This window comes from Sphingobacterium sp. UBA7631, from assembly GCF_002483935.1.
In the GTDB taxonomy this organism is placed as follows: Bacteria; Bacteroidota; Bacteroidia; order Sphingobacteriales; family Sphingobacteriaceae; genus Sphingobacterium; species Sphingobacterium multivorum.
Window position 1 is genome coordinate 1 of sequence record NZ_DLIX01000010.1, and the last position, 26,282, is coordinate 26,282.

General features: G+C 35.8%; 20 protein-coding genes. 9 read left to right on the plus strand and 11 right to left on the minus strand.

Annotated features, from left to right (window positions below; genetic code table 11):
- Positions 1 to 785 (plus strand): hypothetical protein (locus B3P16_RS16290; RefSeq protein WP_286843548.1); only part of this gene is annotated, 785 nt, incomplete at its 5' end.
- A 35-nt stretch (positions 786 to 820) separates the two neighbouring features.
- On the opposite strand, the gene B3P16_RS16295 is transcribed toward B3P16_RS16290, so the two are convergent.
- From B3P16_RS16295 to B3P16_RS16310, 4 genes are all read right to left on the minus strand, one after another.
- Entirely contained in the window at positions 821 to 1,843 is a 1,023-nt protein-coding gene (locus B3P16_RS16295; RefSeq protein ID WP_286843550.1) for an AAA family ATPase, read from the minus strand.
- 249 nt (positions 1,844 to 2,092) lie between these two features.
- Positions 2,093 to 3,319 (minus strand): AbiH family protein, encoded by a 1,227-nt coding sequence (locus tag B3P16_RS16300; protein ID WP_286843551.1) that lies wholly within the window; start codon positions 3,317 to 3,319, stop codon positions 2,093 to 2,095.
- 149 nt (positions 3,320 to 3,468) lie between these two features.
- Complete coding sequence (locus B3P16_RS16305) at positions 3,469 to 3,624, minus strand: hypothetical protein (protein ID WP_286843552.1); 156 nt, start codon at positions 3,622 to 3,624, stop codon at positions 3,469 to 3,471.
- A 13-nt stretch (positions 3,625 to 3,637) separates the two neighbouring features.
- Positions 3,638 to 4,315 carry a DUF6904 family protein gene (locus tag B3P16_RS16310; RefSeq protein WP_286843553.1) on the minus strand — a complete coding sequence of 226 codons (678 nt, stop codon included), beginning with the start codon at positions 4,313 to 4,315 and terminating at the stop codon, positions 3,638 to 3,640.
- Positions 4,316 to 4,690: 375 nt separating this feature from the next.
- Here B3P16_RS16310 and B3P16_RS16315 point away from each other — a divergent pair, with 375 nt between their 5' ends.
- The 4 genes from B3P16_RS16315 to B3P16_RS16330 all read left to right on the plus strand — a co-directional run bounded on the left by B3P16_RS16315 (position 4,691) and on the right by B3P16_RS16330 (position 10,952).
- Entirely contained in the window at positions 4,691 to 4,978 is a 288-nt protein-coding gene (locus tag B3P16_RS16315) for a YbjQ family protein (protein ID WP_286843554.1), read from the plus strand.
- A gap of 162 nt (positions 4,979 to 5,140) precedes the next feature.
- On the plus strand, positions 5,141 to 7,369 hold the full coding sequence (locus B3P16_RS16320) for a hypothetical protein (protein WP_286843556.1): 2,229 nt from the start codon (positions 5,141 to 5,143) through the stop codon (positions 7,367 to 7,369).
- A gap of 145 nt (positions 7,370 to 7,514) precedes the next feature.
- Complete coding sequence (locus B3P16_RS16325) at positions 7,515 to 9,248, plus strand: AAA family ATPase (RefSeq protein ID WP_286843557.1); 1,734 nt, start codon at positions 7,515 to 7,517, stop codon at positions 9,246 to 9,248.
- 18 nt (positions 9,249 to 9,266) lie between these two features.
- A complete protein-coding gene (locus B3P16_RS16330; RefSeq protein WP_286843559.1) occupies positions 9,267 to 10,952 on the plus strand; it encodes a UvrD-helicase domain-containing protein in 1,686 nt (561 codons plus the stop codon).
- A gap of 116 nt (positions 10,953 to 11,068) precedes the next feature.
- Here B3P16_RS16330 and B3P16_RS16335 read toward each other — a convergent pair whose 3' ends face one another.
- From B3P16_RS16335 to B3P16_RS16355, 5 genes are all read right to left on the minus strand, one after another.
- Positions 11,069 to 12,352: a reverse transcriptase domain-containing protein gene (locus B3P16_RS16335; protein WP_286843560.1), complete on the minus strand. Its 1,284-nt coding sequence runs from the start codon at positions 12,350 to 12,352 to the stop codon at positions 11,069 to 11,071.
- A gap of 543 nt (positions 12,353 to 12,895) precedes the next feature.
- Positions 12,896 to 13,570 (minus strand): hypothetical protein, encoded by a 675-nt coding sequence (locus B3P16_RS16340; protein WP_286843561.1) that lies wholly within the window; start codon positions 13,568 to 13,570, stop codon positions 12,896 to 12,898.
- Positions 13,571 to 13,582: 12 nt separating this feature from the next.
- Positions 13,583 to 16,999: a reverse transcriptase domain-containing protein gene (locus B3P16_RS16345; RefSeq protein WP_286843562.1), complete on the minus strand. Its 3,417-nt coding sequence runs from the start codon at positions 16,997 to 16,999 to the stop codon at positions 13,583 to 13,585.
- 332 nt (positions 17,000 to 17,331) lie between these two features.
- Positions 17,332 to 17,511: a helix-turn-helix domain-containing protein gene (locus B3P16_RS16350; RefSeq protein ID WP_286843563.1), complete on the minus strand. Its 180-nt coding sequence runs from the start codon at positions 17,509 to 17,511 to the stop codon at positions 17,332 to 17,334.
- Between the two features lie 72 nt (positions 17,512 to 17,583).
- Positions 17,584 to 17,802, minus strand: coding sequence for a helix-turn-helix transcriptional regulator (locus tag B3P16_RS16355; protein ID WP_286843565.1), 219 nt, complete (start codon positions 17,800 to 17,802; stop codon positions 17,584 to 17,586).
- Positions 17,803 to 18,770: 968 nt separating this feature from the next.
- Between B3P16_RS16355 and B3P16_RS16360 the strand changes: the two genes are divergently transcribed.
- Genes B3P16_RS16360 through B3P16_RS16375 form a run of 4 tightly spaced genes read left to right on the plus strand, consistent with a single transcriptional unit; the run spans position 18,771 to position 25,041 of the window.
- Positions 18,771 to 19,145 (plus strand): hypothetical protein, encoded by a 375-nt coding sequence (locus B3P16_RS16360; RefSeq protein ID WP_286843567.1) that lies wholly within the window; start codon positions 18,771 to 18,773, stop codon positions 19,143 to 19,145.
- 18 nt (positions 19,146 to 19,163) lie between these two features.
- Positions 19,164 to 20,516, plus strand: a complete 1,353-nt coding sequence (locus B3P16_RS16365; RefSeq protein WP_286843569.1) for a TlpA family protein disulfide reductase — start codon at positions 19,164 to 19,166, stop codon at positions 20,514 to 20,516.
- Positions 20,509 to 23,694 (plus strand): SusC/RagA family TonB-linked outer membrane protein, encoded by a 3,186-nt coding sequence (locus B3P16_RS16370; protein ID WP_286843570.1) that lies wholly within the window; start codon positions 20,509 to 20,511, stop codon positions 23,692 to 23,694. Before B3P16_RS16365 ends, B3P16_RS16370 begins: the two co-directional genes overlap by 8 nt.
- A 6-nt stretch (positions 23,695 to 23,700) precedes the next feature.
- Positions 23,701 to 25,041 carry a RagB/SusD family nutrient uptake outer membrane protein gene (locus B3P16_RS16375; protein ID WP_286843572.1) on the plus strand — a complete coding sequence of 447 codons (1,341 nt, stop codon included), beginning with the start codon at positions 23,701 to 23,703 and terminating at the stop codon, positions 25,039 to 25,041.
- An 89-nt stretch (positions 25,042 to 25,130) separates the two neighbouring features.
- Here the strand turns inward: B3P16_RS16375 and B3P16_RS16380 are convergent, their stop codons facing one another.
- Positions 25,131 to 25,451, minus strand: a complete 321-nt coding sequence (locus B3P16_RS16380) for a hypothetical protein (RefSeq protein ID WP_286843574.1) — start codon at positions 25,449 to 25,451, stop codon at positions 25,131 to 25,133.
- A 109-nt stretch (positions 25,452 to 25,560) separates the two neighbouring features.
- Positions 25,561 to 26,232 (minus strand): MauE/DoxX family redox-associated membrane protein, encoded by a 672-nt coding sequence (locus tag B3P16_RS16385; protein ID WP_286843575.1) that lies wholly within the window; start codon positions 26,230 to 26,232, stop codon positions 25,561 to 25,563.
- Positions 26,233 to 26,282 lie beyond the last annotated feature (50 nt).

The following is a 26,282-nucleotide window of genomic DNA, read 5'->3' on the forward strand; positions in this document are numbered from 1 at the left end:
CACAGTTGACGTTACATTCCCGTGCAAGAATTCAGAAATTGTATCCTTCTATTAGTTCAAGTTCAATAAAAGCATTAATGCTAAATCATTGCACTGATAAATTTGTTGACAGCCCAGATTGGTATAAGGCTTCTTTGATAGGACATGGTCATTTAATCAAAGATGAAGTGCTTTTTTCCAATGAAAATAAGATCAGTTTAATTATAGAAGATAGCCTCGACAATGATGAATTTAAAATTATACCTATAAAATTACCAGACTACTTGATTAACGAGGATCTTAAAAAAAGTAATGGGATATTGAAAATTACAACCACATTATGTTTTCAATTTCTTCCGGTAAAAGACAATCAATTAGGTTACTGTCCAGTTCATATTGCTTTTGGCTTTTTTAAAAACCATACACATGGTACTATTCTACAGAAAGAAGAAGATATACGATCCAAGCTCAAAACTAGTTTGCCAGTTTGGAGCCAAAATGCGCGATTTAAAACTAAACCAATTCCCTATTCGAATGTACAGAAGCAATCTTTCCCAGTAAATGTAAATGAATTAATCGATGAAAATGGAATTTTTAAATTGGGCATTCACTGTCTAGTACATCCACAACTCAGGCCAGGTGAAGATCAGCCATATTTAAAAGGAAATAGGTTTTCAATCGCTATAACAATAGAAGAAACCCTTAAAAAAGAAAACTTGACAGGTAAATTGTACGATGAACTTATAGCTATCAATCAGATAGAAATATTAGGAAATCTCGATCAAGAAGCAGATTTGGAAGCTTAATACTCTAAAATCATTGGAATAAAAAATGCCTTCGCTTATTTAATAGCTAAGGCATTTTTTTCTTCCTCTAACAGATCTTTCCAGATCTCAGTATCTATTTTTGGTTTGATACTTTTTACGGATTTAATAGCAAACAAGCTTCGTTTTATTGCATTAATCAATGTCTTCTGGATACTATAATAAGAGAGGCCTTTAGCACTTTCTATTAGTGCTGTTTTCGGAACCTTTTTATCAAAAATAAATTGGTCTTCCTTGAGTACCAAATTGATCATTTTTTCTATTTGCTCTTTTTCTGGCAACTCCAATGAGATCGAAAGATCAAAACGACGAAGTAACGCATCATCAAGCATATCTTTCTGATTGGTAGCAGCGATCACCATACTACTTTGAGGTAGGTAATCAAATAACTGCAAAATCGTATTGACCACCCGTTTCATTTCGCCATGATCTTGGCTGTAGTCACGTACTTTACCAAGAGAGTCAAATTCATCGATAAAGATGATACAATCTTCCTGGGCAGCTTTACGAAATATCTTGGCAAGATTTTTACTTGTTTCACCAAGTTTCGATGAAACAATAGCTCCGAGGTTGACAACGAACATAAGTTTGTTGAGCTCACCAGCGATGACATAAGAAGCTAGTGTTTTACCGCATCCCGATGGGCCATAAAACAAAAGTTTATTGGAGACCGGTAGATTGTATTTGGATAATAACTCACTTTGACGATGTTCCTCCAAAAAATTATTTAATTTATCTGCAGCATCTTCGGTCAGTACCAAATTATTGAGTGTATAATCTGAAGTGAGCTTTTCTAAGATTAGCTCATCAGTCTCTCTGTCTTGTACCGTTTGATAATGCGTAGGCGAACCGACCTTCATTAAATGATTGTTCTGCTTACGTAGAGAATCCTTTAATAACGATTGAAGCTGCAAAGCAAAATTGACCTTTTTGGTGTTCTTGTTATGTTCAATAAATTCGTTCAACGTAGACAACAGTTTGTCCTGGTCATTTTCCAACCCAAAACGCGCAATGTCTTTTATATAATCTTGTTGACTCATTGTATTAAACTTTTAATGGCTTATCCATTTGGATATATGCAAATATAACAAATATTAAATATTGATATATTGTTACAATGTTATATTGTTATAGATTTTAAAGTAAAAAAGGACCTGATTTCGCTGAATAAATAGAAAATAATCAATCAAACTTTTAAAATGTTAAGTAAATAAAAAATACTAAGTCCTATCGAACTCCGCATTTTTATAACTTAAGCACTTTTATGAGACAGGATGGTACAAGAAATACTATCTGGTGGTCAGATTGGGATTAAACGGCTGTAGAACTTTTCTTAAACGAACTTTATCATTAAAATTCCTTGCAATATTATACGATGTAGCCAGATAAGAATCTATCCCGCTATAATGGTAAACATTAATTTTTTTGCATGCGTCATTTTCAAACAGCATATTTAGTAAGGTTCTATCAGTAGTACTACATGAATGTCCGATCACATATATGTCATAGTCGCCTTTAGCTATGAAACCTAAAAGTTGTTGATATTTTTCATTTCTAAAATAGTGAAATGTTTTGAGCGGGACTAGCCAATCGTTATCATATAAAGATTCTATTTCCGAATACGTCTCTTTATTTTCATCACCAACGCCGAAAACTATGTTGTCTATCGGCTCTCCTAAATCACCATGGATAAATATTGTTTCTAGATCAGTATATTCGTCTTCAAATTTCGATTCAAACTCCTTTACGATTTGATGTTCAAAATAAGTAGTATAATTAAAATTTAAAAAAAGTACGCTTCTATAAACTTTTGGATTTGGAATTTCCCTTATTTTACCATTTTCGTAAGTTTGAAAACTACTATTTTTATAAATATTTCCCCATTCATTATTGACTTCATTTAATAGCAGCTCATACTTATTTATTTCAGGATTATTGTTCAATGACAAGTATTCAATAAGTTTAGATTTTAAATGATAGATTGAACTGTTTAGAAGTTTTATCCTTTGCAGGGAACTTTGATAAGCTTGATTTGTCGATCTATCAATCATAATTTTTGTCCTACTTTCTATTAATGCGGAATGTTCTTTCAACATAATACGATTGATCTCAAATTCGATTCCGCTCCAGTCAGCGTTTAAGCAATTAGATAGGAGATTGGAGCAAAACTCATTCTTAGGTTCAATTTTGATTGACCAATTGGTATCTCTTGATCTTCCAAAAGTATTAGTTGTAATAGTAATACCTTGCTTTTTCACAACAAATCCCCAAATTTCATTTTTTTCAAAGAAGCTCTCAATCTGTTCAGAAAGATCTTTACGCAAACTGTAAAAATATCCTTTGTTTATCCTTACGCTGAGACAGTCATCCGAATAAACTCCACCATCAATTGCCTTTAAACAACAATCTTTCAAATACCAGTTTATAAAATCTACATATCTAGTCGGTAAACCATGTGAAAGATCAAATCCGTTTCCGATTAAAAATATTTTGTTCCTTCTCTCTGTTGAATCCATATTGTATTTAATTGAAAATATTGAAATAATTCGGTAAAAAAAGTCTGTTTATAATCTCCTGGCTTCTTCACAAAAAGCTAGATTATATATCTTATTCATTTCTGAATATTGAATTTCCCTACGAAGAGCGTGAGAAGTATATCTGCTGACTACGTCAGTTTAGCATTATAAACAACATAGACCTGATGACTGTTCTTTATGGCATAGAACAGATCTTTGTTCTTCTTAAACGTGAAGGCTTGTTTGTCAGTCAGTATAATGCCAAATAATTTTCGAGACCATCCTAAAAAAATCTGTCTTGTCATCAGTAATAGATTTTTACCATTTAACCGTTTCGTAATCAAAATCACTATCACTTAATTCCAGTTCTGAAATTTCGCAGTTAAGTCTTTTAGCTTCCGCGGTCAGAAAAGACTCATAATCTTTATATTCCTCGGTATAATAAACAGCTCTTTTCAATAAGCCAGGTAATTTTCGAAATGCTTTTTTTCCTCCTCCTAGTTTAAAATAATCTAGGTTTATGCTCCTCATATAATGATATATGTATTTATTGCCGCCATAAATTGCATCTTCAATAAAACCTGTTAGATGTGCAGCACCAACTACATCATAAGAATACATGGCCTTTTCAAGCCAAAATTCTATGATTAAAATTTGTGATATGTCAAATTTATTAGTTTCTGCATAACGCATATTAAATTTCAGGGCGGTAAGAGAAAATAGGAAATGAACCCAGGAAATCTGTACACCCAAGTATGAACCTTCCTCATAGGTTAAGTGATTTCTGTCCGTTTTTAGACGGTTTCCTTCTTTTGCTTTACGGATTTCATAGGAAAAACCGCTGATCAAAGTATCCCTATTGTCAAATCCTTTCTGATTTATTTTGTCTTCGTTATTCCAGAATTTGGCGACGACCTTATAAAAATTGTTGAGATCATCATAAGTTCCCCATATCTCTAAACCTAGTCCGTGTTTTGTTGGTATGATATATAACATTGATGTGTTTTATAAAATAATGTGAGCGTTGTCGCATGCGCAATTTACGTTCGATATTTAATATGTTCGATCCGTAAAATGTTTGTACATATCATAAAATTAACACTTAATTTTCATCAGGGATTATGGGAAACCAGAATTGTTTAAAATAATATGCAACTCATCGTAAATATAAAATATCATTATGTTTTGGTGAGTAGCATAATTGTTATATCGGTTACGGTTTCCCGTAACTAATCCTACTTTCAAAACAATACTTTAGCCTTACAATTTGTAATAATCTTGAAAGTTAATATCTGTAAACATATTAATTCAGAATAAATAATGTATATTAGGCTTGGGTATTAACCTTGCCCGATTGAAAAGTATAATGCCATGATAGTAACCACGACCAATTCCATCGAAGGGAGGGAGATTTCACGCTATAATGATCCAATAGCTGCCAATGTTGTTATCGGCACCAATGTCTTTAGCGATATAGGAGCGAGTTATGTCGATTTCTTTGGAGGTCGCTCTACCAGCTATGAGAAGAAGATGCAGGAAATGTACAAGCGTGTCACAGAAACGCTCAAGCAACGTGCACAGGCAATTCATGCTAATGCTTTCATAGGACTTAGCATAGAAATTTATGAAATTTCAGGAAGAGTGCAATTACTATTTTAAAAATACCAATGCAGCTTAAAGTGGCTGTTCGCTTTCTTATAAAGAAGCGGTGACCTGTGTGATAGAATTGGACATTTTAAAAGTGGAGATTTCGCTTACGAATTTAACTACTATAGCAGTAGAACTGAATTAAATATTATTGAAAACCAAAGTATAATTTAGATGAATATATATCAGATTGATGTGCGATCAAGACACCGTCGTTATCTTTTCTTTGTAGATTCTAATATTGATTATGAAAATCTTTATTGGCTGGTTCGCAAGAACCAATCCTTTTGGGGGGGAAGATATAATCCTATTATTCCTGTTGAAAATGGAACAATTGCCGAGGGATACCTTGCTTTAATTAAATTGTACGACCCGGACGTTATCTTTTATGCACCGGAAGTAAACTTAGAAATGCTCAAGAAACTTGGTTTTTTTAATCCAGAATGCTATTCTGAACTCGAATTTTACAGGCCTAATCAACATATGACTGGAGTGAATGTCTATAATCTCCTTACGAGATACCCCAGTAGTCGCAAAGTCATGCATCTAAAAGATTCTTGGCCAGCAGGAATCAAAATTGAAAGTTTTTATACATTAAATTTTGGTCTGAGTCCTAATACTTATTATGAAGAGGCTCAAATGAGTAGTCAACACGTACAGCTCTTTCTTGAAAAAAAAGATCTAGTACAATTGAGCAGAGTAATTGCTGAAAACAATCCGATCAATATTGCCTCATTATCCAGAGCGAATATAAATACTAAAATAATACGCGGGTATCGAAGTACGAACCCTAGCGATTTTGAAATAGTAATTTCCAAAGAGGATAATCAGACAAACGATCTTTTCTATTATTGGAATCGGGGATTATATGAATATAGAAACATCTTATACATTACGGTCGAACAACTAGACGAAATAGATAGTAAGACTTCATTTGGTGAAGTCATTTACAAAATGAAGGGAAATGAGGCGATCAAAGTTGTCTCTACGTCACTGAACAAATCCCAGATAGAAATGGTAATAGAAAAATACCTAAAACCTATATCTTACTACAGTACTTTTAGGTACCATGACATCAGCTCATTTCCCTATGAAATTATGGATGATAAAGGAATTTCTCCAGCGGAATACGGTGAACAAGTTACAACACAGGTGGTTGTTACTGAAAATGGAATTATCCACATTCCAAAACTTAGTTTTGGAAATAACAATCAATTTTCACAACAGTGTTACGTCCTTGACCTAAATATTTCGAAAGATATTGAATATAATACTTTAAGAATTTTATTTCCGCTAACCACAGAATCCAGATTTATCGTTAAAGATGTGCCGGGAAGAGTTAGGCTTAACCGTAATTTAAGTATATTTTATAGCAATCAACACAGCATTTCAGGAATTTTAAAGATCTCAATCCCGACGTTTGATAAGTTAGTAAATCAGCTGATCTGTACTCCCAAAATTCATGGAGAAATGACCCGAAACAAAATATTAGATGTAAGACCGCATGATGCGAGTAATAAGCTTCGAGCATTTCTGAATATCTTTAAATGTAATTTTAGTGATATCGATGATTATTTTAGTGAAAAATATTGGGTCGATATTTTTGAAGAATTATGTGTCAGTGAGAAATCTGCCGGTGATAGTATTACTTTTTCCCGATTATATACTAAGGCATTAGTAGCATTTGAGAAAGAAAAGTTAGCTTTTGTTGAAAGGGAAGAGGGCTGGTTGAATAAGGATAATCTTTCTTTAGGATTGAAGAGGGCCTTAACTCAACTCACTTTTTATAAGGTTTTTCTTAAGGGATTAAAGCTTAAATGTAGAAATTGTTCTTCAATTTTTTGGTATCCCATAATTGAAGTTGGTGATGAAGTTAAATGTAGGGGATGCTTAGAAAAGTTTAACCTCCCTGTAGAACCAGAATTTGCCTACAAATTGAATGATCTGGTGCGTAACAATATGTTTTCAACTTCAGAAAGCAGAGATGGTAATCTTACCGTAATCCGGACTTTGGCTGCACTCTCAGCACGTTCATTATCATTTCAATACAGCCCCCAATTGAACCTGTACGATAAAATGGAAAACAACAAACCCTTTACAGATTTGGATATCGTAGCTAATGAAGATGGTTACTTTATTATTGGGGAAGCAAAGCATAACAGTAAATTGTTCTCAGAAGACAAAAACAAATCGTTGAAATCAATTGCAGAGATTACACAGCTTATCCGGCCTGACAAGATTATTCTAGCTTGCAGTATCGATGAACATGGTAGACTTGAAAATGCTAAAAAGAGTTTAGAAGGATATTTATACGGTGAATCTTTTCAACCAAAAATCGAAACAATTCAATTGCATGAACCGGATTACAGAAACTTGAGCTCTTATCGTTATTTTAAACACTGACATTAAGGATGCAGAATAATTGTTAACTCATATGGTTTATCCAAAGATTTTGTAGTTTCTATTAACAAAATAGCTGCTGGCAAATCATTCTGAAATTTTTAAAAATAAATGTACCTTAACGAAACACTTAACCAATTTAAATTTTATGAGATTAGCTTTAGTTGAAATACAAAACTTCAGAGGAATTTCTTATTCTAAGATCTTTTTTAATGGTCATAATGTAATTATTGGAGATAATAATGCAGGGAAATCTACCGTTTTGGAAGCAATTGATCTAGTCCTTGGCCCAGATCGATTGAATCGAATACCTATTATTGATGAACATGATTTTTACAATGGTATTTATATGCCAGAAGAGGATAATTCCCATGAAATACAGATTGAAGTAATTCTGACAGACCTTGAAGAAGAACAATCCAGAAGATTTAATGCAAATTTGGAGTTTTGGGACACCAAAAAATTAAAATTATTAGCTGAAGGAGAAATTGACGATATCGATAAACCTGAAATTCTAAATGCTTTACGGGTTAAGTTTATTGGAAAATATGATAGTGAAGAAGATGATTTTGTAGGTGACACTTTTTTTTCATCCATAGAAAAACAGGATGGTACTTTATCAAAATTTACAAAAAGTGATAAAAGAGAATGTGGTTTTTTATATTTAAGAGCCCTTCGAACAGGTTCGAGAGCTTTAAGTATGGAAAGGGGCTCCCTTTTGGATATTATTTTAAGAATAAAAGAGTTAAGGCCAAAGATGTGGGAAAGCCTTCTTGAAGAACTGCGGGAAGTTAAAGTCGCCGCAGCTCCTGAGCTTGGAATTTCAGATGTTTTAGCAGATATCCAAAATTCACTAAAAGAATTTGTGCCAGCAGATTGGGGCGAAGCTCCTATCCTTAAGGTATCTGATCTGACACGTGAACATCTACGAAAAACTTTAACGGTTTTTTTAGCTTCCGAAAAAGGCGGGTATCATGCTCCATTTCATCATCAAGGGACAGGAACAGTAAATACCATGGTACTAGCACTGCTTTCTATGATCGCTGAAGCTAAAAAGACAGTGATCTTTGCTATGGAGGAACCGGAGATTGCAATTCCTCCATATACACAAAAACGAATTATTCACCATATTCGTCAGAAATCAACTCAGGCAATATTTACTTCCCATTCACCATATGTCCTAGAAGAATTTGCGCCTAAGCAGATTATCCTTCTAAAAAGAGATTGTTTCGGAAAACAAGACAGTAATTTTATTTCATTTCCTAAACACGTAAGACCAAAAAATTATAATGTACAATTTCGGTTAGGATTCGCGGAGGCCCTCTTGGCCAAAAGAATATTAATTGCTGAAGGAAGTACTGAATCTATCCTATATCCTGCAATAGCAAGACGATTAAGTGAAATTAATCCTGCTAAGTATTCCTCTTTGGAAGCAATGGGTATTGCTATTTTTAATGCTGAATCGGAAAATAATATTCCTTTATTTGGCGAGTTATTTAAAAAACTCGGCAAGGACGTATTTGCTGTTTTTGATAAACAAAATACAGAAAACCTAAAAAAAATAGAGGTTAACGTGCTTAGTGGATTTGAGATTCCTTACAAAGGGATTGAGGATCTCTTATTGGAAGAAACAGATAATAAAGTTCTAACCCAATTCTATCTCGAACTTTTAGCGAACGACGAGATTCCGATGCATTTAATAGCAGTAAATGACCCAAATGACGTAGCCGAGATCAAGAAATTCCTAAAACGTTATTTTAAAGAAAACAAATCGAGCACAGGCTCCTCGGAACTGATAGCATTATGTGAAAGTGAGCATCAGATATCTGCAACTATTCGTGGTATCCTATTGACAATTAGAGATATGTTGGATTTGATTTAATTTAATAAAAAGACTACCATGATTATTTGCAAAAAAAGGGAATCTGTATTAAACTATCAGGGACATATCTTGGTAGAAGGAGGACCTGGGGCAGGTAAAACCACCCTTGCTTTATTGAAAGCGCATTCTATATTTCAACAAGGATTATTGAATAAAAATCAAAAGGTTTTATTTTTAAGCTTTGCCCGGGCCACCATTGCAAGAATTGACGAACAGGCAAAAATTCTACTAAATAATATGGAGAAGAAGGAGCTCGAAATCAATACTTATCATGGTTTTGCCTGGTCCATCATCCAATCCTATGGATACCTTCTGAAAAAACACAGACAATTTAAATTGATAACCCCACCTAATTTTGCAGCCGAAATAGCGGGTTTAACCGACAGTGAGGAAGTTGAAGATTATAAGTATAAACTTTTGAATGAAGATGGAATAATTTGTTTTGATCTTTTTGCGGAAATAGTGTGTGAAATACTGCATCGGTCAGAAAAGATTCAACAAATAATATCTGATACATATCCCTATATCATTGTTGACGAATTTCAGGATACTGATTTACATGAATGGAATATTATAAAGCTCCTAGGAAGAAGTTCAAAAATAATGGCATTAGCTGATCTTAATCAAAGAATATTTGAATTCCGAGGTGCCTCAGTGAAAAGAATTCCTGAATATACAGCTCATTTTCAAGGACTCAGAATTGACTTGGGTACAGAAAATAACAGGAGCAATGGATTAGATATCATTCAATTTGGGGATGATTTACTAACCGGTCAAAATAAAGGTAAAACCTACAAGAATGTTCACGTCATAAAATATAAATATTATAAATCTGATCTAAAGCTTCCACTATTTATTAAAATCCAAGATGCATTCAAACGAAAGAAATCTCATGACCAGAAAGAGTGGTCTCTGGCCATTCTCGTGAAAAGGAAAAGTGATACTTTGAAAATTTCATCCTATCTCAATTCAAGGAAAATATATCATGAAGTCATTATTGACCCAGAAGGTCCCTCACTTGCAGCATCAGTTATTGCAAAAGTTATGGAGCCTGTCAGCGATTGGAATTTTGCAACTTTGATTCAGTGCGTTGTACAGCATATAAAAGGTAGAAAAGGTGTTAAAATAAGCCAAATGGATCTTAAATCAATTGCTTTTTTGGAATCTTACGAAGAGGGTGACAAGATAGTTGGCTCAAAGAAAAAACTTCTTGTAGATGAAATCCAGAAGATTATCGCAGACCGTACTAACATTACCTTTACTGGCAGTCCTGACAAAGACTGGCTTCTTGTTAGGGATCTTTTTCAAGATTCCAAACATGAAATTTTGAGATGTATCTATGAGGACGCAATTTATTTAAGGTTGCTTAATAAGGGAGCAATACTTTTGGAAAAACTAAGCGAAAACTGGAGAACTACGCAATCCTATCAGCTGGCTTCCTATCTAGTTGAAGAGGCCCTTACTAAAGAGCATTTTGCTATGACCAATCGTAACTATTCCGGGGTATTTGTAATGAATCTTCACAAATCCAAAGGTAAAGAATTTGATGAAGTGATAATTTGGGAAGAATTATACAACCCTATTGTTAGCCCAGACTCTAAACGAACTGAGCAAGATAAACTCGTTTTAAGAGTGGCGGTGACCAGAGCTAAAAAATTAACTTCCTTTTTAACTCCAGCGGGTCAGCCATGTATTCTTTTGTAAGCGTAATACCTAATAATGTTGGGATCCAAAGTTTGCTTTTTTATAGTGGTTGGGGTATATTAGGCGATTAGTTTAAGTCTCGTCTCGGTTACGTCGATAATTTTTTTTTATAAAAACTACTTTTTTCTAACTCTCTTTAATATATCCATACAAAAAGGAACTCCGATATTTTTACGTTGTTTGTTGTTAATGCCGTATGGTTGGTGATTCTTTTTGTAGAGTTTGGTTTTTCTTAAGTGATCCTTCTTCAACGCGAGATTATATCGTGAAAAAAGCCGATGCAAGTAAACATTTGTAAAGCTATCAATTGCTTTAGCTTGAGACTCTATGTCCGCAAAATGATAGGCAGCTATCCAACCTTCCAAGAGATTCTTCAACCTTACAAGATTATCCAAAAGGCTCAGATTTTCTTCATTATTTTGAGGAATACAGATATTTCGAATTTTGGAAATTAAATTTTCAAATTTTTCTTCCCTAACCCATGTTTTGTTCCCATCAAATCTTATACTTAGAAAACTGAACTTATGATTTTTAACATTTATAATCTTGCTGCACTTTTGATTTATATGTTGCTCCTTATCTTCAACTAATGGATAAATTGATAGTCCTAAATTATCTTCAATTTCGGTTTTTGATAAATTGTACGCTATTTTTGCGTCTTCAACGCTTTTACATAAAATTACGAAATCATCCGCATACCTAATCAACTTAAGATCATTCTTTGCGGCCATTTCGTCAAAAGAAGAGAGGTATATATTGGCAAAAAGAGGAGATAGCGGGTTACCTTGAGGTATACCGTTTTCCGTGCTCTTAAATAAATCTTCATAAATACCTTTGTTTTCTAATTCTGCAATATTTGCAATTTCCTGATTTAAGGCCTCTTCTAAAAGAAGATTTAGAGAGTTATCACTAATATTTTGTTTAATATCTTTTAGTAATTTTTCTCTATCTACTGTATCAAAAAACTTTACAATATCAGCCTCTAAAATAATGTTATAACCTTCCTGATAATAATTTTTTAACTGTTTGATTGCTTTCGCTATACTCTTGTCAGACTGGTAGGCAAAACTGTAACGATTGTCAAGATTAAATTTTATTGTTAGCTCTTCTTCAAGAATTAAAGTAATTGCTTTTAAAACTAACCTATCCCTTATTTCAGGAATTCTCAAAGGACGTAAGCCGCCATCTGATTTTGAAATTGTTGCACCTTTGATTTTTGAAAACTGAAATTGTTGAGAAATTAGTTCATCACTAATTTGTTTGATATTTACTTCAAGTGTACGCTCGAAGTCGGCAATGCTGACATTTGTATAACCTCTTGAATTTTTGTTTGATCTATTGAGTTTAATCCATGCTTTATGCAAGAAGCTTATTTCCGAAACTTTTTGAAGAAGAGTCATTAAATCTAAATGTATGAGAGTGGGTCCAAATCAGACTGAATCAACAATCGACTCTTGTAGGTTTGCTTTCATAAATCATGTGATTGAGTTCATCCAAATGCTCAAGACAATTATCTTGCCTATCCAGCGCATGAATACCTCAAAGCCATTAGCCATCTTTTCGGGACGAGTGCCCTTATTTCTGCATCTGACTGGGAAATAGCCATCTAATGGCAAATCATTCCCTCTTGTTTTTTAACCTTCATTATTTCAATTTTTGAGCAGTCTCTCTCCAAAGATACCTTTTTTCTCGACTTTTCAAAGTTTTTTGAAAATAATTTCAGCCGGCGCCTCCCTGCCCTCTAAAGGTTGCCACTCCACAGTTATGGATAACCCAAACCTACAAGTAACCGTGTGTTTCACCGAGCATGGGATTGAGTTCATCCAAATGCTCAAGACAATTATCTTGCCTATCCAGCGCATGAATCTCTCAAAGCCATTAGCCATCTTTTCGGGACGAGTGCCCTCATAGGCTAATCCAAATATAGTGAAATTTTAACACTTTTATATTTTCTTTTTCAATACAGGCTCACAGGCCGCATAAAATACTTGTCGAGTATAGTAATGAGCAAATGTAGTCCATCTATATCCAGAGAAAATGAATATAGGAATGATGAATAAAGAGTAAATATTAAACTGCCAATTTGCTATATTATATAAGAAAAAGAGTAAATATACAACGAAAGAAAATAGTAGCGCTGCTGAAACATTTCTACTTAGAATCTTTGAATAATAATATTCAAGCACTCTTTCTTTGGCGGTGGTTGAAGCATATTCTTTATAAACATTAGCACAATTAAATAACTCTTTAGCCGACTCTTTTTCGAATGGGTGATGAGAAGATCTTTTAATTATATCACATAAGAATTCTATTATTTCTTCTGAAAAGCTTAGTTTGTAAAGCTTGGATGTTTCATTTAACAATTTAATCGATGGTCTTTCAAACCACTTATAATATAGTTGTTCTAATTTGCTTCCTATAAAATCAACGAAATAACCGAGAGTATAAACAACGGCTATGAATATTATTAGCCATATCGCAATAGTGTCTTTTGTTAAATTTGATAGATACATAAATTCTTCTTCAGTTAATATCAAAAGAAAAGATAGAAAAAAGGTTACTATTCCTGGAATTAGTGTTTTAGCGAGATCCTGAATCCTAAAGTTCATATTTTCCATTAATTTGGGACATTATTTATTTTTAGTTTCGATTAAGTTTAAAGAAAAGCTTAAGTTTTTCATTCGTTTTTTTACATTTTCCCTCTCGAAATCAGGTGGAGTCGGTTTAAAGACATATTTTCCACTAGCAATAAAGTCTTTTTGAAGGTGGTATTCAGCAAATTGAAACTTCCTTATTTTTTCAATTTCTAGAGTGCCAACTAAAACTGTAGAGTTTTCTCCTCCCTTAACCTGAATTAAATCTTTTAAATAAGACTTTGCTGGCTGTAAAAGTCTAGAATCCCCAAAATCTGAAGAATTAACTTGTATGAAATAAGCATGTACATCACGTACCCAAGCACCTGCAATATCAGAAAAGTAAGATGTATCTTGATTGTATTCGGAGGCTACCAAAAAATCAACTTTCGATTTGAATAGTGATCGATGATAAATATCAGCTAATTCAAAGCAGTTATATACAGAAAAATAGGTGTTTCTCCAGTGAAATAAATCATAAGACATTTTGTAGGTTTTTAAATCTTCCGGTGAGAGAAGTCTATATCCTTTTAAAAGATGTTTTTCGGCGTGGGAATAATGATTCTTGAGTCTTATTTTTATTAGTGATGTGGTATAATTATGGACTTTGAATGGTAATATCGTTACCATAAAATTGAATGCTATATTTTTATTATTTATCCAATGTTCTAATCCTGCAGCAATTCCCAAATATCTTTTGTGGCTTCGCTCAGCTAAAAGTCGTAACCAAGAAAATGGTATTGAGACCTCTGGAAAGACAATCATGTCCGAATTAAGTCTATCAGCATCATTCAGTAATTTAAAAATTGTCTTTCTCCGAGCCTTTTTTAGATTAGGTCTTCCATCTATACTTTTTAACATGTTTTCACTCTCGACTTTTAAATTTGCAATAGCAATTTTCTTGTCGATTTTTTTGTGATCATAGTTTTCATCATTTTCCCCCTTAATAGATATATGTGTGTATCTTACTTTGTCGCGCTCATCGTCGTTATGTTTTATAGAGAAGTATTTCTCCCTTAAGTAGTATTCTTTTTTCTCAGTACTATAGTGCTGTTTCCAAGAGTAATTTAATTTATAGTAATCAGTAAAAGATAGATCAGGAATTGAATTAATAAGATCATATTTATCACTTTCCTCTTTTATCGCGCCGTCTACTTCACTTTTAACTAGTCGTTTTGTGGTTATTTTTTGACTTATTTTCTGTTCATCAAGATTTGTTACAGTCTCTATAATTTTTAAAATATTTACTTCGTGAAAGGGAATATAATTTGGTGCTAAAAGTGCCAAATTACTATCAATATGAAGACCTTTGTATATCTTACCTAGGCCATCTGAAGAGTCTTCTGTATTATCTAGGTTATTATTTTTTACAGAGAAATATTTATTGAAATCGTTATCTAGAAGATTGCCATCGGTTAGGATATATTTTGTATAGTTAATGCATGGAATACTAATAAGGGATGATCTAAATAAATTGCTACTTCTAATTTTTATAACATTTTTTTTGCACTTTGTTAACCAATCTTCTTCATTCTTGTTAAGAAATTCAAATTTCATTTTAGGATTTAACGCCATAGCTATGGAAAGTGAAACGTCGAGAAACCTTACTAAATGCTTTTTTAATGCTGTTGTTATTTGATCATCCTTTGATTTAAGCTTTTCTATTGCTAATTCAACATTTCTTTTGAATTGAATCAATTTATCTCCTCTTCCTCTTATTATAAAATAAGTGGTGACTTTTTCCCAAAGAGAATAAAAACTTAATGCTGTAGCTTCTTTAAAAAATGTTAATATTTGTTTATCAGTGATTTCATCGTCTTCTTTATCGCCTAAACTGATAGCGAATATTTTCTTAGCTAAAAATTTGGATGCACCGTACTTGTTTTCAGAAAAGTCCTCTATGCTCCTGAATTTATTTTCAGAGTCATTGTATCTTAAGCTAAATGCCTCTTCATCAAATTCATCATTAATTTGATCTTCATCAGGTAAAAAACGGAACTCACTTCTCTGCTGCTCTAATCTTTTCTTAAAAATATTAAGAACAGCGCGAGACTCTTTCCAGTTAAAGAAGTGTAAAACGATTTTTTGTGCTTGAATAATTAAACGGCTATACGATTCTGTTCCTAATACTACATTTCTTTCTCCACATGAAAATTTGTCTGTCGGACATAATTTGAAAATGATAGATTCGGCTAGCTTAGTTAAAACATCTTCTTTATTTAAACCTAGCTTTTTGTAGCTTTCTAAATTTATTGTTTTGTTGTTTTCTTGAATGCAATTAAAATCATCTAGAAATTGAGTATTTTCATTTACTTGCTTTAAAATTACTTCTTTTGCTAATTCTTCACTGGCATCAATTTTTAGAATATTCTTTCTGACAAAATTATCGTAAATAAAAGAAGTGGTTGGTGATATTAAATTAGGCTTGATATGACTGTCTAAATCTGAAAAAACGAACATCAAGTCATCTACATATCGACCATAAAAAGCTGGGTTGATATTCTGGATAATTTGTTGGTCAAAATCTTTTAAATAATAATTGCCTAAAAACCCCGAGGAGAGTAAACCAATTGGGAGAGGATATTTATCTTTTGCGGATTCAGGGAAATTCCCATTAATCTTATTTAAATATGGGGCCAGTTTCAGATAGTATCTTTCATGGATTTTACTTAGAAAAAATGTCAAATCCAAAGCGAGTTTTAGATGCTCGGCTTGATATGTTTTATCTTTGTAATTGAAGAACTTTTCTATCTCTACGTTTAGTGTATTTTTTATTTCCTCAAAATTGAGCTCTATATTATGAAAGAAATCTTTTATATCTAAACTTAGAATGGTTACATTTCTTTTTTCATCTAATAGATTTTCAGCTTTTTTAATAGCGTCATCTCTCCATTGTTGATATTGAACGAAGTAAGGTTTGAATAACTTCAGATTTTCTTGTGGGAGATCGTCTTGATCCAAATCGAGATTTAACTTGTTAGCATAACAATACTCACCTAATGTATTACTTAGGTAACGGCCTGCAAACATAACCCATAGAGTTGATAATATATGGACTTCAATTGGGGCATCTATAAAGAAATTAAATCTCTCAACTTCTATATTACCAAACTCTTTGGAATTATTGGTGACAATATCCGTGTGATGACGTTTTATTTTTTTAGGAAGTATATCTATTTTAAGAGTCTCGTCAAGATAACTATCATCTTTAAAAATACTCCTAGTAGAATGACGGACTTTATTAGCTAATATTTGTTTAATATTATTTGGTGGCGCGGATTCGATTAAGAGCTCTGCTTCAAAATCAGCGATTTTATCCCTCACAAAGAGAGTGGTGTTGTCGTAAAAAAAGTAATGCTTAAGCTTTTTATATGCATTGAAGATTTGTTCTTCGGATATGTTATCAATATTCATGTATAATTATTAGTTTCTAGAAGGGAAGAAGGTCCATTCTAATTTTATTTATCCACACTCATGTTTTAATAGGCTAATACTTTATCAGAACTTTTGTTAATATGTGAAAGGAAAGTTGATGCTAGATTTTTATTCTCTTTTCTATACTTTCTTTCTATATATTAATTGGAAAACCTGCAAACCTAAGATTACATACACAACATAATTATTCAACAGAACCATTAGTTATAGCTTATAATTTTTCAAATTTGATTCTGTTATCCGGCTAGGTATTAATTGGCTTTTCTGGCATAAAATCCTTTAAGCTACATTCTAATCCTGTTGCCAGTTTGTTAACTGATCGTAGGTGTACATACTCGAGAGTTTTCTATTTCAATCTGGCCTATATATCCTGAAGTTACTCCAAGCGTTTTAGCAAGTTTCGCTTGGCTGACTTTTTTTGCATTCCTTACTTCTCTCACCAATTTAACAATTTCCCATTCTATTTTAGCTTTTGGTATTTTTTCAGCCATAAATTTTTTAAATTATTTGCATAGCTATGCATTAATGTCTTTTTGCGAAGTATAGTAAATAGGATTGAATAGTTATGGCTTTGTTGGATACAACAGCTCACGAATATCTGTATCAAGTAGTTTCGCAATTTTGTGCAACTCAGTAAGAGGAGGCTGCCGATGGTTATTAGCCCACCTTGAGACAGTTTCCTCAGTTTTTTTTATTTTTTCAGCTAGTTCTCTATTCGTTATCTTCTTTATTTCAAGAACTTCAGCTAGTCTGTTAATTTTAATCATATATTTTTCTTCCAAAAAGTTTGACTTTTTACGTCAAACTCTTATCTTTGTTAATGTAATAGCGAATTTTATATAACAACATTTGTTGTATTAAAACGAGTCTCTCTATTTGGGAATAAATCCGGCTTAAAATAAATACCCTAGAGAGTGCACGTGGATCGTCTATTATTACTGGAAATGTTTATCTTTACAAGCATATCCAGTAAGACGGTCCTTGCGTTTGTACTTCTGTAGGGTAAGGTAGTGGGCAACTGCTATCTGAATGGTTTTACTCCATTAAGCCGGATTTTCCAACTAATTACAGGAGGAGCAAGGGCCGACACTGCTGGTGTCGTTCTTGAAAAAAGACTCGTTCACATAAAACCAAAAACAATTATGAGAACGAAGAACACAAACACCACCCATTACCCGCATTCGATCAGAGATCGTATGTCGAGGTATTCCCGCAAATCACTTTTAAAGAACATATTCCGCGCACCCGAATAGGTTGCGCTCATCAAAACAGGCTGTAAAGAGCAATAAAAAGGGGAGGTGTTGACTTTCCTTAAAATGAAAAGAAAGCTGAAACTCTGTCGTTTCAATTTCCCTCTTTTTACGCCTGTCACCGACCTATATATTAATATAATTGCATTAAAAGGTAATATTGGCCAATGATACAGCTTGATTTAAAATTCGCACCTTAAAATTAAGCAAATTTTCATTCAGTCCAAACTTTTTACCTGTAGTTTTTATTGCAAGACGATATTGCTGTAGGTCGGTCTTTACTTCTTTCCGGCAGGGAGCGCCATAATTAACCCTAATTTATGCCTTGAAATTGTATCTCGGCGCTTTTCGGACTTTTAACCGTATTTGTCCATTTGGCATAGGTCGCATTTGATCTGTGCAATGACAAGCCTTTTGAACGCGGAAAATCGCGAAGGGGGAAGCTATGCCTTTATTTAAGCTAGCTCCTCAGGGTTTGTCATACTTGATGAAACTAAATTATGAACCAAAAATCAAAGAACCTGCTACCCTTTGAGCTAGCATCTTATGAAATATACGACAATGGATACGATCCATTAAATACCATTCGGGAGTTCTGGTCCCAACATACCATTAAAGACTGTCAGGAAAGCCTATGGGCACTTTTTGAAATCTATAGAAAAGGTATCGTACAGGAAGATGCTGCTGACGTGAAGCGGATGCATACTTTTTTGATGAAAGTGTGCCGTGCACTGATGGCTTATTTCCTGGTGCACTTTCGCAAAATTGGTATCGATGCGGTGCCATTTACCTTTGCTGAGCCTGCCGAAGTCATTACGGCCGATCTGGAAGCCAAGCAAAGGATCCACAGTTTTTTTAATAGAATTGCTGAATAATACCTAATCCATAAGCAGATGATAAAAAGATCAAAATCATTAACTGCCTTATTGGATAAGGTCGTACTTATAATGCTATTCGCATTGTGTTTTATGTTTAGTTTATCGGCTCAGACGCCCCGTAAGGACAGCGGGGCCAATGAGCTCACCAAAATTGATCGCTTATATGTAGGCGATACAATACCTGATGAACTATGGAACGCAATGCTGCCCGTAGCAAACCATCCCGAGGGAAAAGAGCATATTCAACTCAAAGACTATAAAGGCAAAAAGCTGATCTTAATAGATTGCTGGGCCACCACCTGTAAAAGCTGCCTAGAGGGTTTGCCAAAGATTCAAAAATTACAACATAGCTATTCCAACGTTGCATTTTTACTCGCTACATTACAGCAGGATAGGGCTCCCCAGTACCTTAAAGACAATGGGTATACGCTGTCGTCCTTTATTGACACCCGGGCGACGCTATTTCAATACTTTCCCTATACTTGGATTCCTTATTACATCTGGATAAGTGGGGGTAAGGTGGTCGCTACGACGCAGGCAACCGAAGTGACCGATGAAAATATAGCCAAACTGTTAAATGAAGGAATTGCGCCCACAAGAATACGGCAAGATCGTGTGTCTTTCGACTTAAAGGACAATTTTTTGAATGATCCTTTGATCTTTCGTGCGCCCCAATTGCAACGTTCCTTTACGATAACAGGCTACCTACAGGATGTCCTTGCCCAGACAAACTATCAGATCGGAAAGGATGGTAAACCCAGCTTTTTTGGAACAACCAATGCGGGGCCAATAGATATCTATAAATCAGCCATTGCCATCGCCCGCCCTGATCTGCGGAAGGGCAATTGGTTTCTATTAGAAACAAAATGGCGCGATAAGCTTTTAAATGTAAGTACAGATCAATACTTCGCCGACAGCACTGCACATCTGTATGCCATACAGTTTTATTCTGCTTCTACGAATAAAAGTGAACTGGCTAAAGATTTACTTCAAGAGCTCAACACCTTCTTCGGACAAAAATATGGTATGGAAGGCCGTATTGAACAGCGTAGCCGTAAAGCTTATGTGATTCGAAAAGATGAATCGTCTCAGAACTTGAAAATTCCCAAGAAGTTAACAAAAGAAATCCCCTTATATCAATTGGTCGATAGGCTTGATAATGCGAGTGAGCAGACAAATAGAGGAATACCATGGATCAACAAGACCGACGAATTTAAAAAACCAATAAAAATCCCTGATGATTGGCTAGATGATCTGAACAGTATCAATGCATTCCTAGTACCGCAAGGGTACCGGGCGACATTGGAAACTTTGTCCATGGATGTATTTGTACTGAGTGATATTGCGAAAGGAGGTCGCCATGAATAGATGGATCGCATTTATCCTTATAATGGTAAGCTATATCAATTCGTTCGCACAGGAATCGAATGCTTTGCACATACAATTGCTGAGCAAAGCTGGTCAAAAACCTATTGCTGGTGCATCTGTAAATTCCATAACAGAGTCTACCATTGCGACAAAGACAGATCGAGATGGAAAAAGCCATATCAATAAGGTTACTTATCCCGTATCGCTACGCTTTAGCCACCTTAGTTATGCGCCTAAAATTGTGCAGTTTGACAGAGCGGGTGACTACAAGATAGAATTGGAGTCAAACGTACAGGAACTGGAAGAGGCCGTTGTACAAACGGGTTATCAAGCAATTCCAAAAGAACGCGCTACTGGATCTTTTTCATTCCTGACAAACAAAGAACTCAACCGTAGACCTTCGGAAGGATTGGTAGACCGGCTGGAAGGTACCGTAAGTGGGTTAACGATTGATTCGCGTTTATCAGGCCGAAATGCACTGATGCTGCGCGGATATGCAACGATCAAGTCCGACAATACGCCTTTAATCATTTTGGATGGTGCTCCGTTTGAAGGTGACATCACGGCACTTGATCCGAATGCACTGGAATCCATTACTTTTTTGAAAGATGCAGCAGCTTCTTCTATATGGGGTGCACGTGCGGGAAATGGCGTTTTGGTCATTACGTCCAAATCGGCAAAACTGAACGAAGGCACCAAGGTGAACCTCAGCCTGAATAATACATGGGAAGCGGCTCCGGAACGCTATTATTCTAAATTCTTGCTAAATAGCAGCGATTTTATCGGCTTTGAACAGTACCTCTATGATAATGGCTACTATAACGCCCAAAAAGCAAATGCGGGTTACCGGAAGTTTACGCCAGTAGTTGAATTGCTGCTCAAACGGGATAAAGGGTTGCTGAGCGCAGAGGAAGTGTCAAATCAGATCGCGGGGCTGGCACAGCAGGATGTCCGAAAGGATCTCGATCGTTATTACTTCGGTACAGGGTATAAACAGCAGTACAATGCTCAGATCAGCAATGGGAATGCAAAGGCGGCAAATTTGCTTTCCCTGACTTGGAACAAAGCCAACACTTCGGCTGACAGACAGAAAGACAGCAGAATACTGCTGCAGTTCAATTCGACATTTAAACCTGCGGAATGGCTGGATTTTAATCCGACCTTATCCTGGAATCTGGGCAATCAAAACAACCGACTGCTGAATTATGCGGATTATATTTATCCTTATGCCAAGCTTGCAGATGAAAACGGAAATTATTTGCCTGTTATACACGATTATAATGGGATGTTTTTGGATGCACAAAAGCAATCTGGCCGTTTGGACTGGGGCTATAGTCCATTGGACGAAATGGACAAAAGACTGTTTGCCAATGAACATAATGAGTTTATAGCCGGATTTAATTCCAATATACGGCTAGGGTACGGGCTCACAGCACAGCTCCTTTATAACTATCAGAACATAAACGATCTGCAGACCTTCAATTATGACCGGGATAGCTATTATGCGCGCAATATGGTCAATAGCTTTGCCTATGAAAATAATGGTGAGCTGCTATTTCCGATTCGGGAAGGTGCTATATTGGATAAGTCCAGGAGCAAAACACAAGCGCATCTGGGAAGGGCGCAACTGAATTATTCAGCGACCATCGGCCTGTCGAACATCAATCTCTTACTGGGAGCGGAAGTCAAACAGACGACTCTGGTAGGGGATAAGTCTACGGTGTATGGATTTGATCCCGAAACACTGACGTATCAGGACATGGACTTTAGTACACGTTTTACACGCTTTCCGACTAGTTTAAAATCCAATATTCCCTCAGGAATTGCCTTTACGGATCGTATAGATCGTTTTGTATCGTATTACTTCAACGGTAGCTATCTATACAGGCAACGGTATCTGCTTTCCTTTAGTGCACGTAAGGATGCATCTAATCTTTTTGGTGTCAATACCAACCAACGTGCTGTTCCGCTCTGGTCTTCGGGACTGGCATGGACGGCTTCAGAGGAGCGCTTTTGGCCAAAGGATTTTATCGTCGACTACCTCAAACTACGGACGACTTTTGGTTATAGCGGAAATGTAAATAAATCGCTTACACGGTACAGTACGGCTCGATATAGTACATCCTTGCTGACGGGTTTGCCTACTGCACAGATCCAAACTCCACCCAATGAGGATCTACGCTGGGAAAAAGTAAGCACAGTCAATATAGGCTTGGATCTGGCGACTAAAAACCGGGCTGTCAGTGTTTCCTTTGATTATTATCAGAAGAAAGGTCGCGACCTGATCGGGGAGTCTGCCCTTGACCCGACAACTGGCTTTTTTGTCGGTCAGCGTTTTTCCTTTACAGGCAACACGGCATCTCTCAATACCGAAGGGATAGATCTGCGAATAGATGGCCGAAAGAACTTTGCTGCAGTAGAGTGGATGCCAAGCCTGCTCTTCAATTGGAACCGAAATAAGGTCATGAAATTCAGTGGTACCGCACCGAGCAGTTTATTGGCCTCCTCATTTGCTGTTCCGGTGGAGGGCAAGCCCATGAGTCCATTATATTCAGTCCCCTGGGCGGGTTTAGATCCGGTAGATGGAAGCCCGCGTTTTTGGTATAAAGGCGAGATCAGCAAAGATTATACAGCCATCCGGTCCAAGATGACATTTGACGACCTGCAATATCACGGCTCAGCACTTCCTTTGTACACGGGATCCTTTATAAATCGCTTGAAATACAAGTCTTTTGATCTTTCTTTTTCAATGCTTTATGCATTTGGCGGTTACCTCCGTAGACCAACGATTAATTATTCAACATTGGCGACAAATTGGTTTGGCCACGAGGATTATACCAAGCGCTGGATCAAACCTGGCGACGAGCTGGCGACAGATGTTCCAGCTATTCCAAAGGTGGCTGATCTGGACAAATGGAGCATTTTAAACAGCTACTCAAGTGTACTTGTCGAAAAAGCCGATTATATCTTTTTGAAAGATGTACGATTGGGTATTGACCTCCGCACATTGAATAACACATGGATTAACCGGTCATTTAAAAATGCTTCTTTCTTTGTGCTGGTCAATAATGTAGGGCAGCTTTGGGTGGCCAACAGTGCTAAGATCGATCCGATGACAAATGAGAGTTATTTGGGAAGACCCCGGTTGTGGTCTATAGGTATTAACGTAGGATTGTAACATACTATGAAAAGAATTATCGTACTATTGTTGGTCATCACGCTGGGCGGATGCACCAAAGATTTTCTATCGGTCAAATCGGACAAGAAACTGGTAATACCCAGTACATTGAAGGATTTTAGGGCCTTGATGGACCGAACAGAAACAATGAACGAAGCACTGCCTCATCTCGCTCATCTTTCTGCCGACGATTATTACTTGAGCAAAGAGGTTTACGATGGTCTTACAAGTTTGATCGAGCGTAATACTTATATCTGGAATAAAGATATCTATGAGGGTTCGCTAGACATTGTTTGGAGCAATTCCTACCAACAGATCTTCTACGCCAATAATGTGCTGGATGGTCTGGAAGTATTGGCTAGCAAGCAGGATGAAGCGTATTATCTAAAAGGAACAGCCTTATTCTTTAGAGCTTTTGGTTATTTTAACCTGTCGCAGATTTACTGTGATACGTATACGGTAGGTGCTGAAAATGCAGGGCTTGGCCTTCCTTTACGCCTGAAAAGTGATATCAATGAAAAGGTGGGGCGAAGCACGGTCGGGCAAACCTATGCACAGATGGAAAAAGACCTAAAGGATGCCATTGCGTTGTTGCCAACAAAGGTATCCGTCAAAACCAGGCCAAGTAAATATGCCGCACAAGCTCTTTTGGCAAGGCTGTATCTCATTATGGGGCGATATGATGACTGTTTAGCGTTATGCCAGTCCGTATTGCCGAATTTTAAATTGATCGACTACACGAAAGTAAATACTTCAGTTGCTTATCCGATGGCACAATTCAATGATGAAGTGATTTTCCACAGTATTATGTCTTATGCTTCCCATAAAGATTCAAAAGCTTTGGTCGATACCAACATTATGCGGGCTTATTCAGACGACGATTTAAGATTGAAAGCATTTTTTGCTCCTCGGGGGGAGAACGCGGCTTTTATCGGTAATTATTCAGGCTCATTATCCTTGTTTAATGGACTGGCTATTGATGAGGTCTATCTTATGGCGATGGAGTGTTTAACACGAACAAATAAACTTGATGAAGCGAAATCTATGTATCAGACATTTATGGCGTCAAGGCTTCGCGATCATCGAATTGTGGAACTAAAAGGAAATATTACCCAGACTGAGTTGTTAAATATTGTCTTACTTGAAAGGAGGAAAAGCTTGCTCTATCGTGGACTTCGATTTTCAGATATTCGGAGACTGAACCGAAATGAAAAGGCGGAAATAACAATGATGAGGGTACTTGGAGATAAAAGGATAGAGATTAAACCTAACTCACCAAATTATATTTTGCCCATCCCAGATAATGTAATTGATCTGTCAGGCATCGAGCAAAATCTAAGGGAGTAGCTTGATCAATAGGGGATCTTTACTTTAAATCAAAAGGGTGGCTGTCTCGAGTTGAAACGGCCACCCTTTCTTTTTAACGAGAGGTGAATTTACATTGTTTTTGTGCGATAGTCGACGTAATTGGATTCATGCCCCGAGATGACTACTCTTTCGTTGGAAGGAGTTAGTTCGGTATCTTCTTCATTGTAGAGACGGGCACAATCTGGTTGCGTAAGTTTTGGACAGTTTGGATCGGGCTGTTCAATTTCCTGTCCGGGCTGGCCACTTGTAACTTCGAACCAAAATTGGCCTTCAGCTTGTTGGGTTTTTACAGTGTTTGCAGACATTAACGATACTGTTGTTAATCCTGCTGCAATGCCTAATCCTAACATAGGCAATACATTTGTTTTGATGATTTTAGTTAAGTTCATAACGTAAGATTTAAAATGTGTTTTAAAAATTTGTTGTTTTATTTCTGTCTTTTGGCAGACGCGCCCTTCTCGCCGACAACCTAGCATCAGCGTTCCGATGTGTAAGCTGTCACTTTCTCTTATTTTGCCCATGGAAAAGGCTGTCTATATGCTTTGCAAATGATCTATAGCTCAATCGTGGAATAGTATTGGCAATTTTTGTACGATATGGAATACTATATTTATCATTTATAACGGGTCTTAGTCGAATCCAACGTTCTATGATAGAGGACCAAACACAGATCAATGTCAGGTAAATATTTAATATAAAATGTGATTTCCAGCTAATCTGAATAATTAGTCCACAGCTACAAGGCAGCTCGTCGCTCCATACATGAAGCAAAGCCAGCCCCACATAGCTGGTGAAAGCCAGCATCATTAGTGATGATAACGCTAAGCCAATTAATCGCGTCGATTTAATCCCGATCAATACTGCCGCTATGATCTCACTTGTCGGTATCAAATAAGCCAATACGATGGCTAGTGGCCTTGGCAGTGGCTGGCGCAGCATGGCATCCATATTGCCACTGAAATCAGAAAATTTATTGTATGCCACAAAGATCCAAAGGCCCATCATAAACGAGCCATAAAACGTCACAGTAATATCCCGCCAATGTATCAAGCAAAAATGGACCACAATCTGTGGAAGTCTCAAAATAAATTGAATCATCCATTTTAAAAAGATCGTGATCCTTCGTACGGAATAGTTATTGGGAGCAATATGTCTTGGTGTATTTTGCATTTCCTTACTTACATTGTAAATCAAAGTTCGGTACTAAAAAGCAGCTGGAC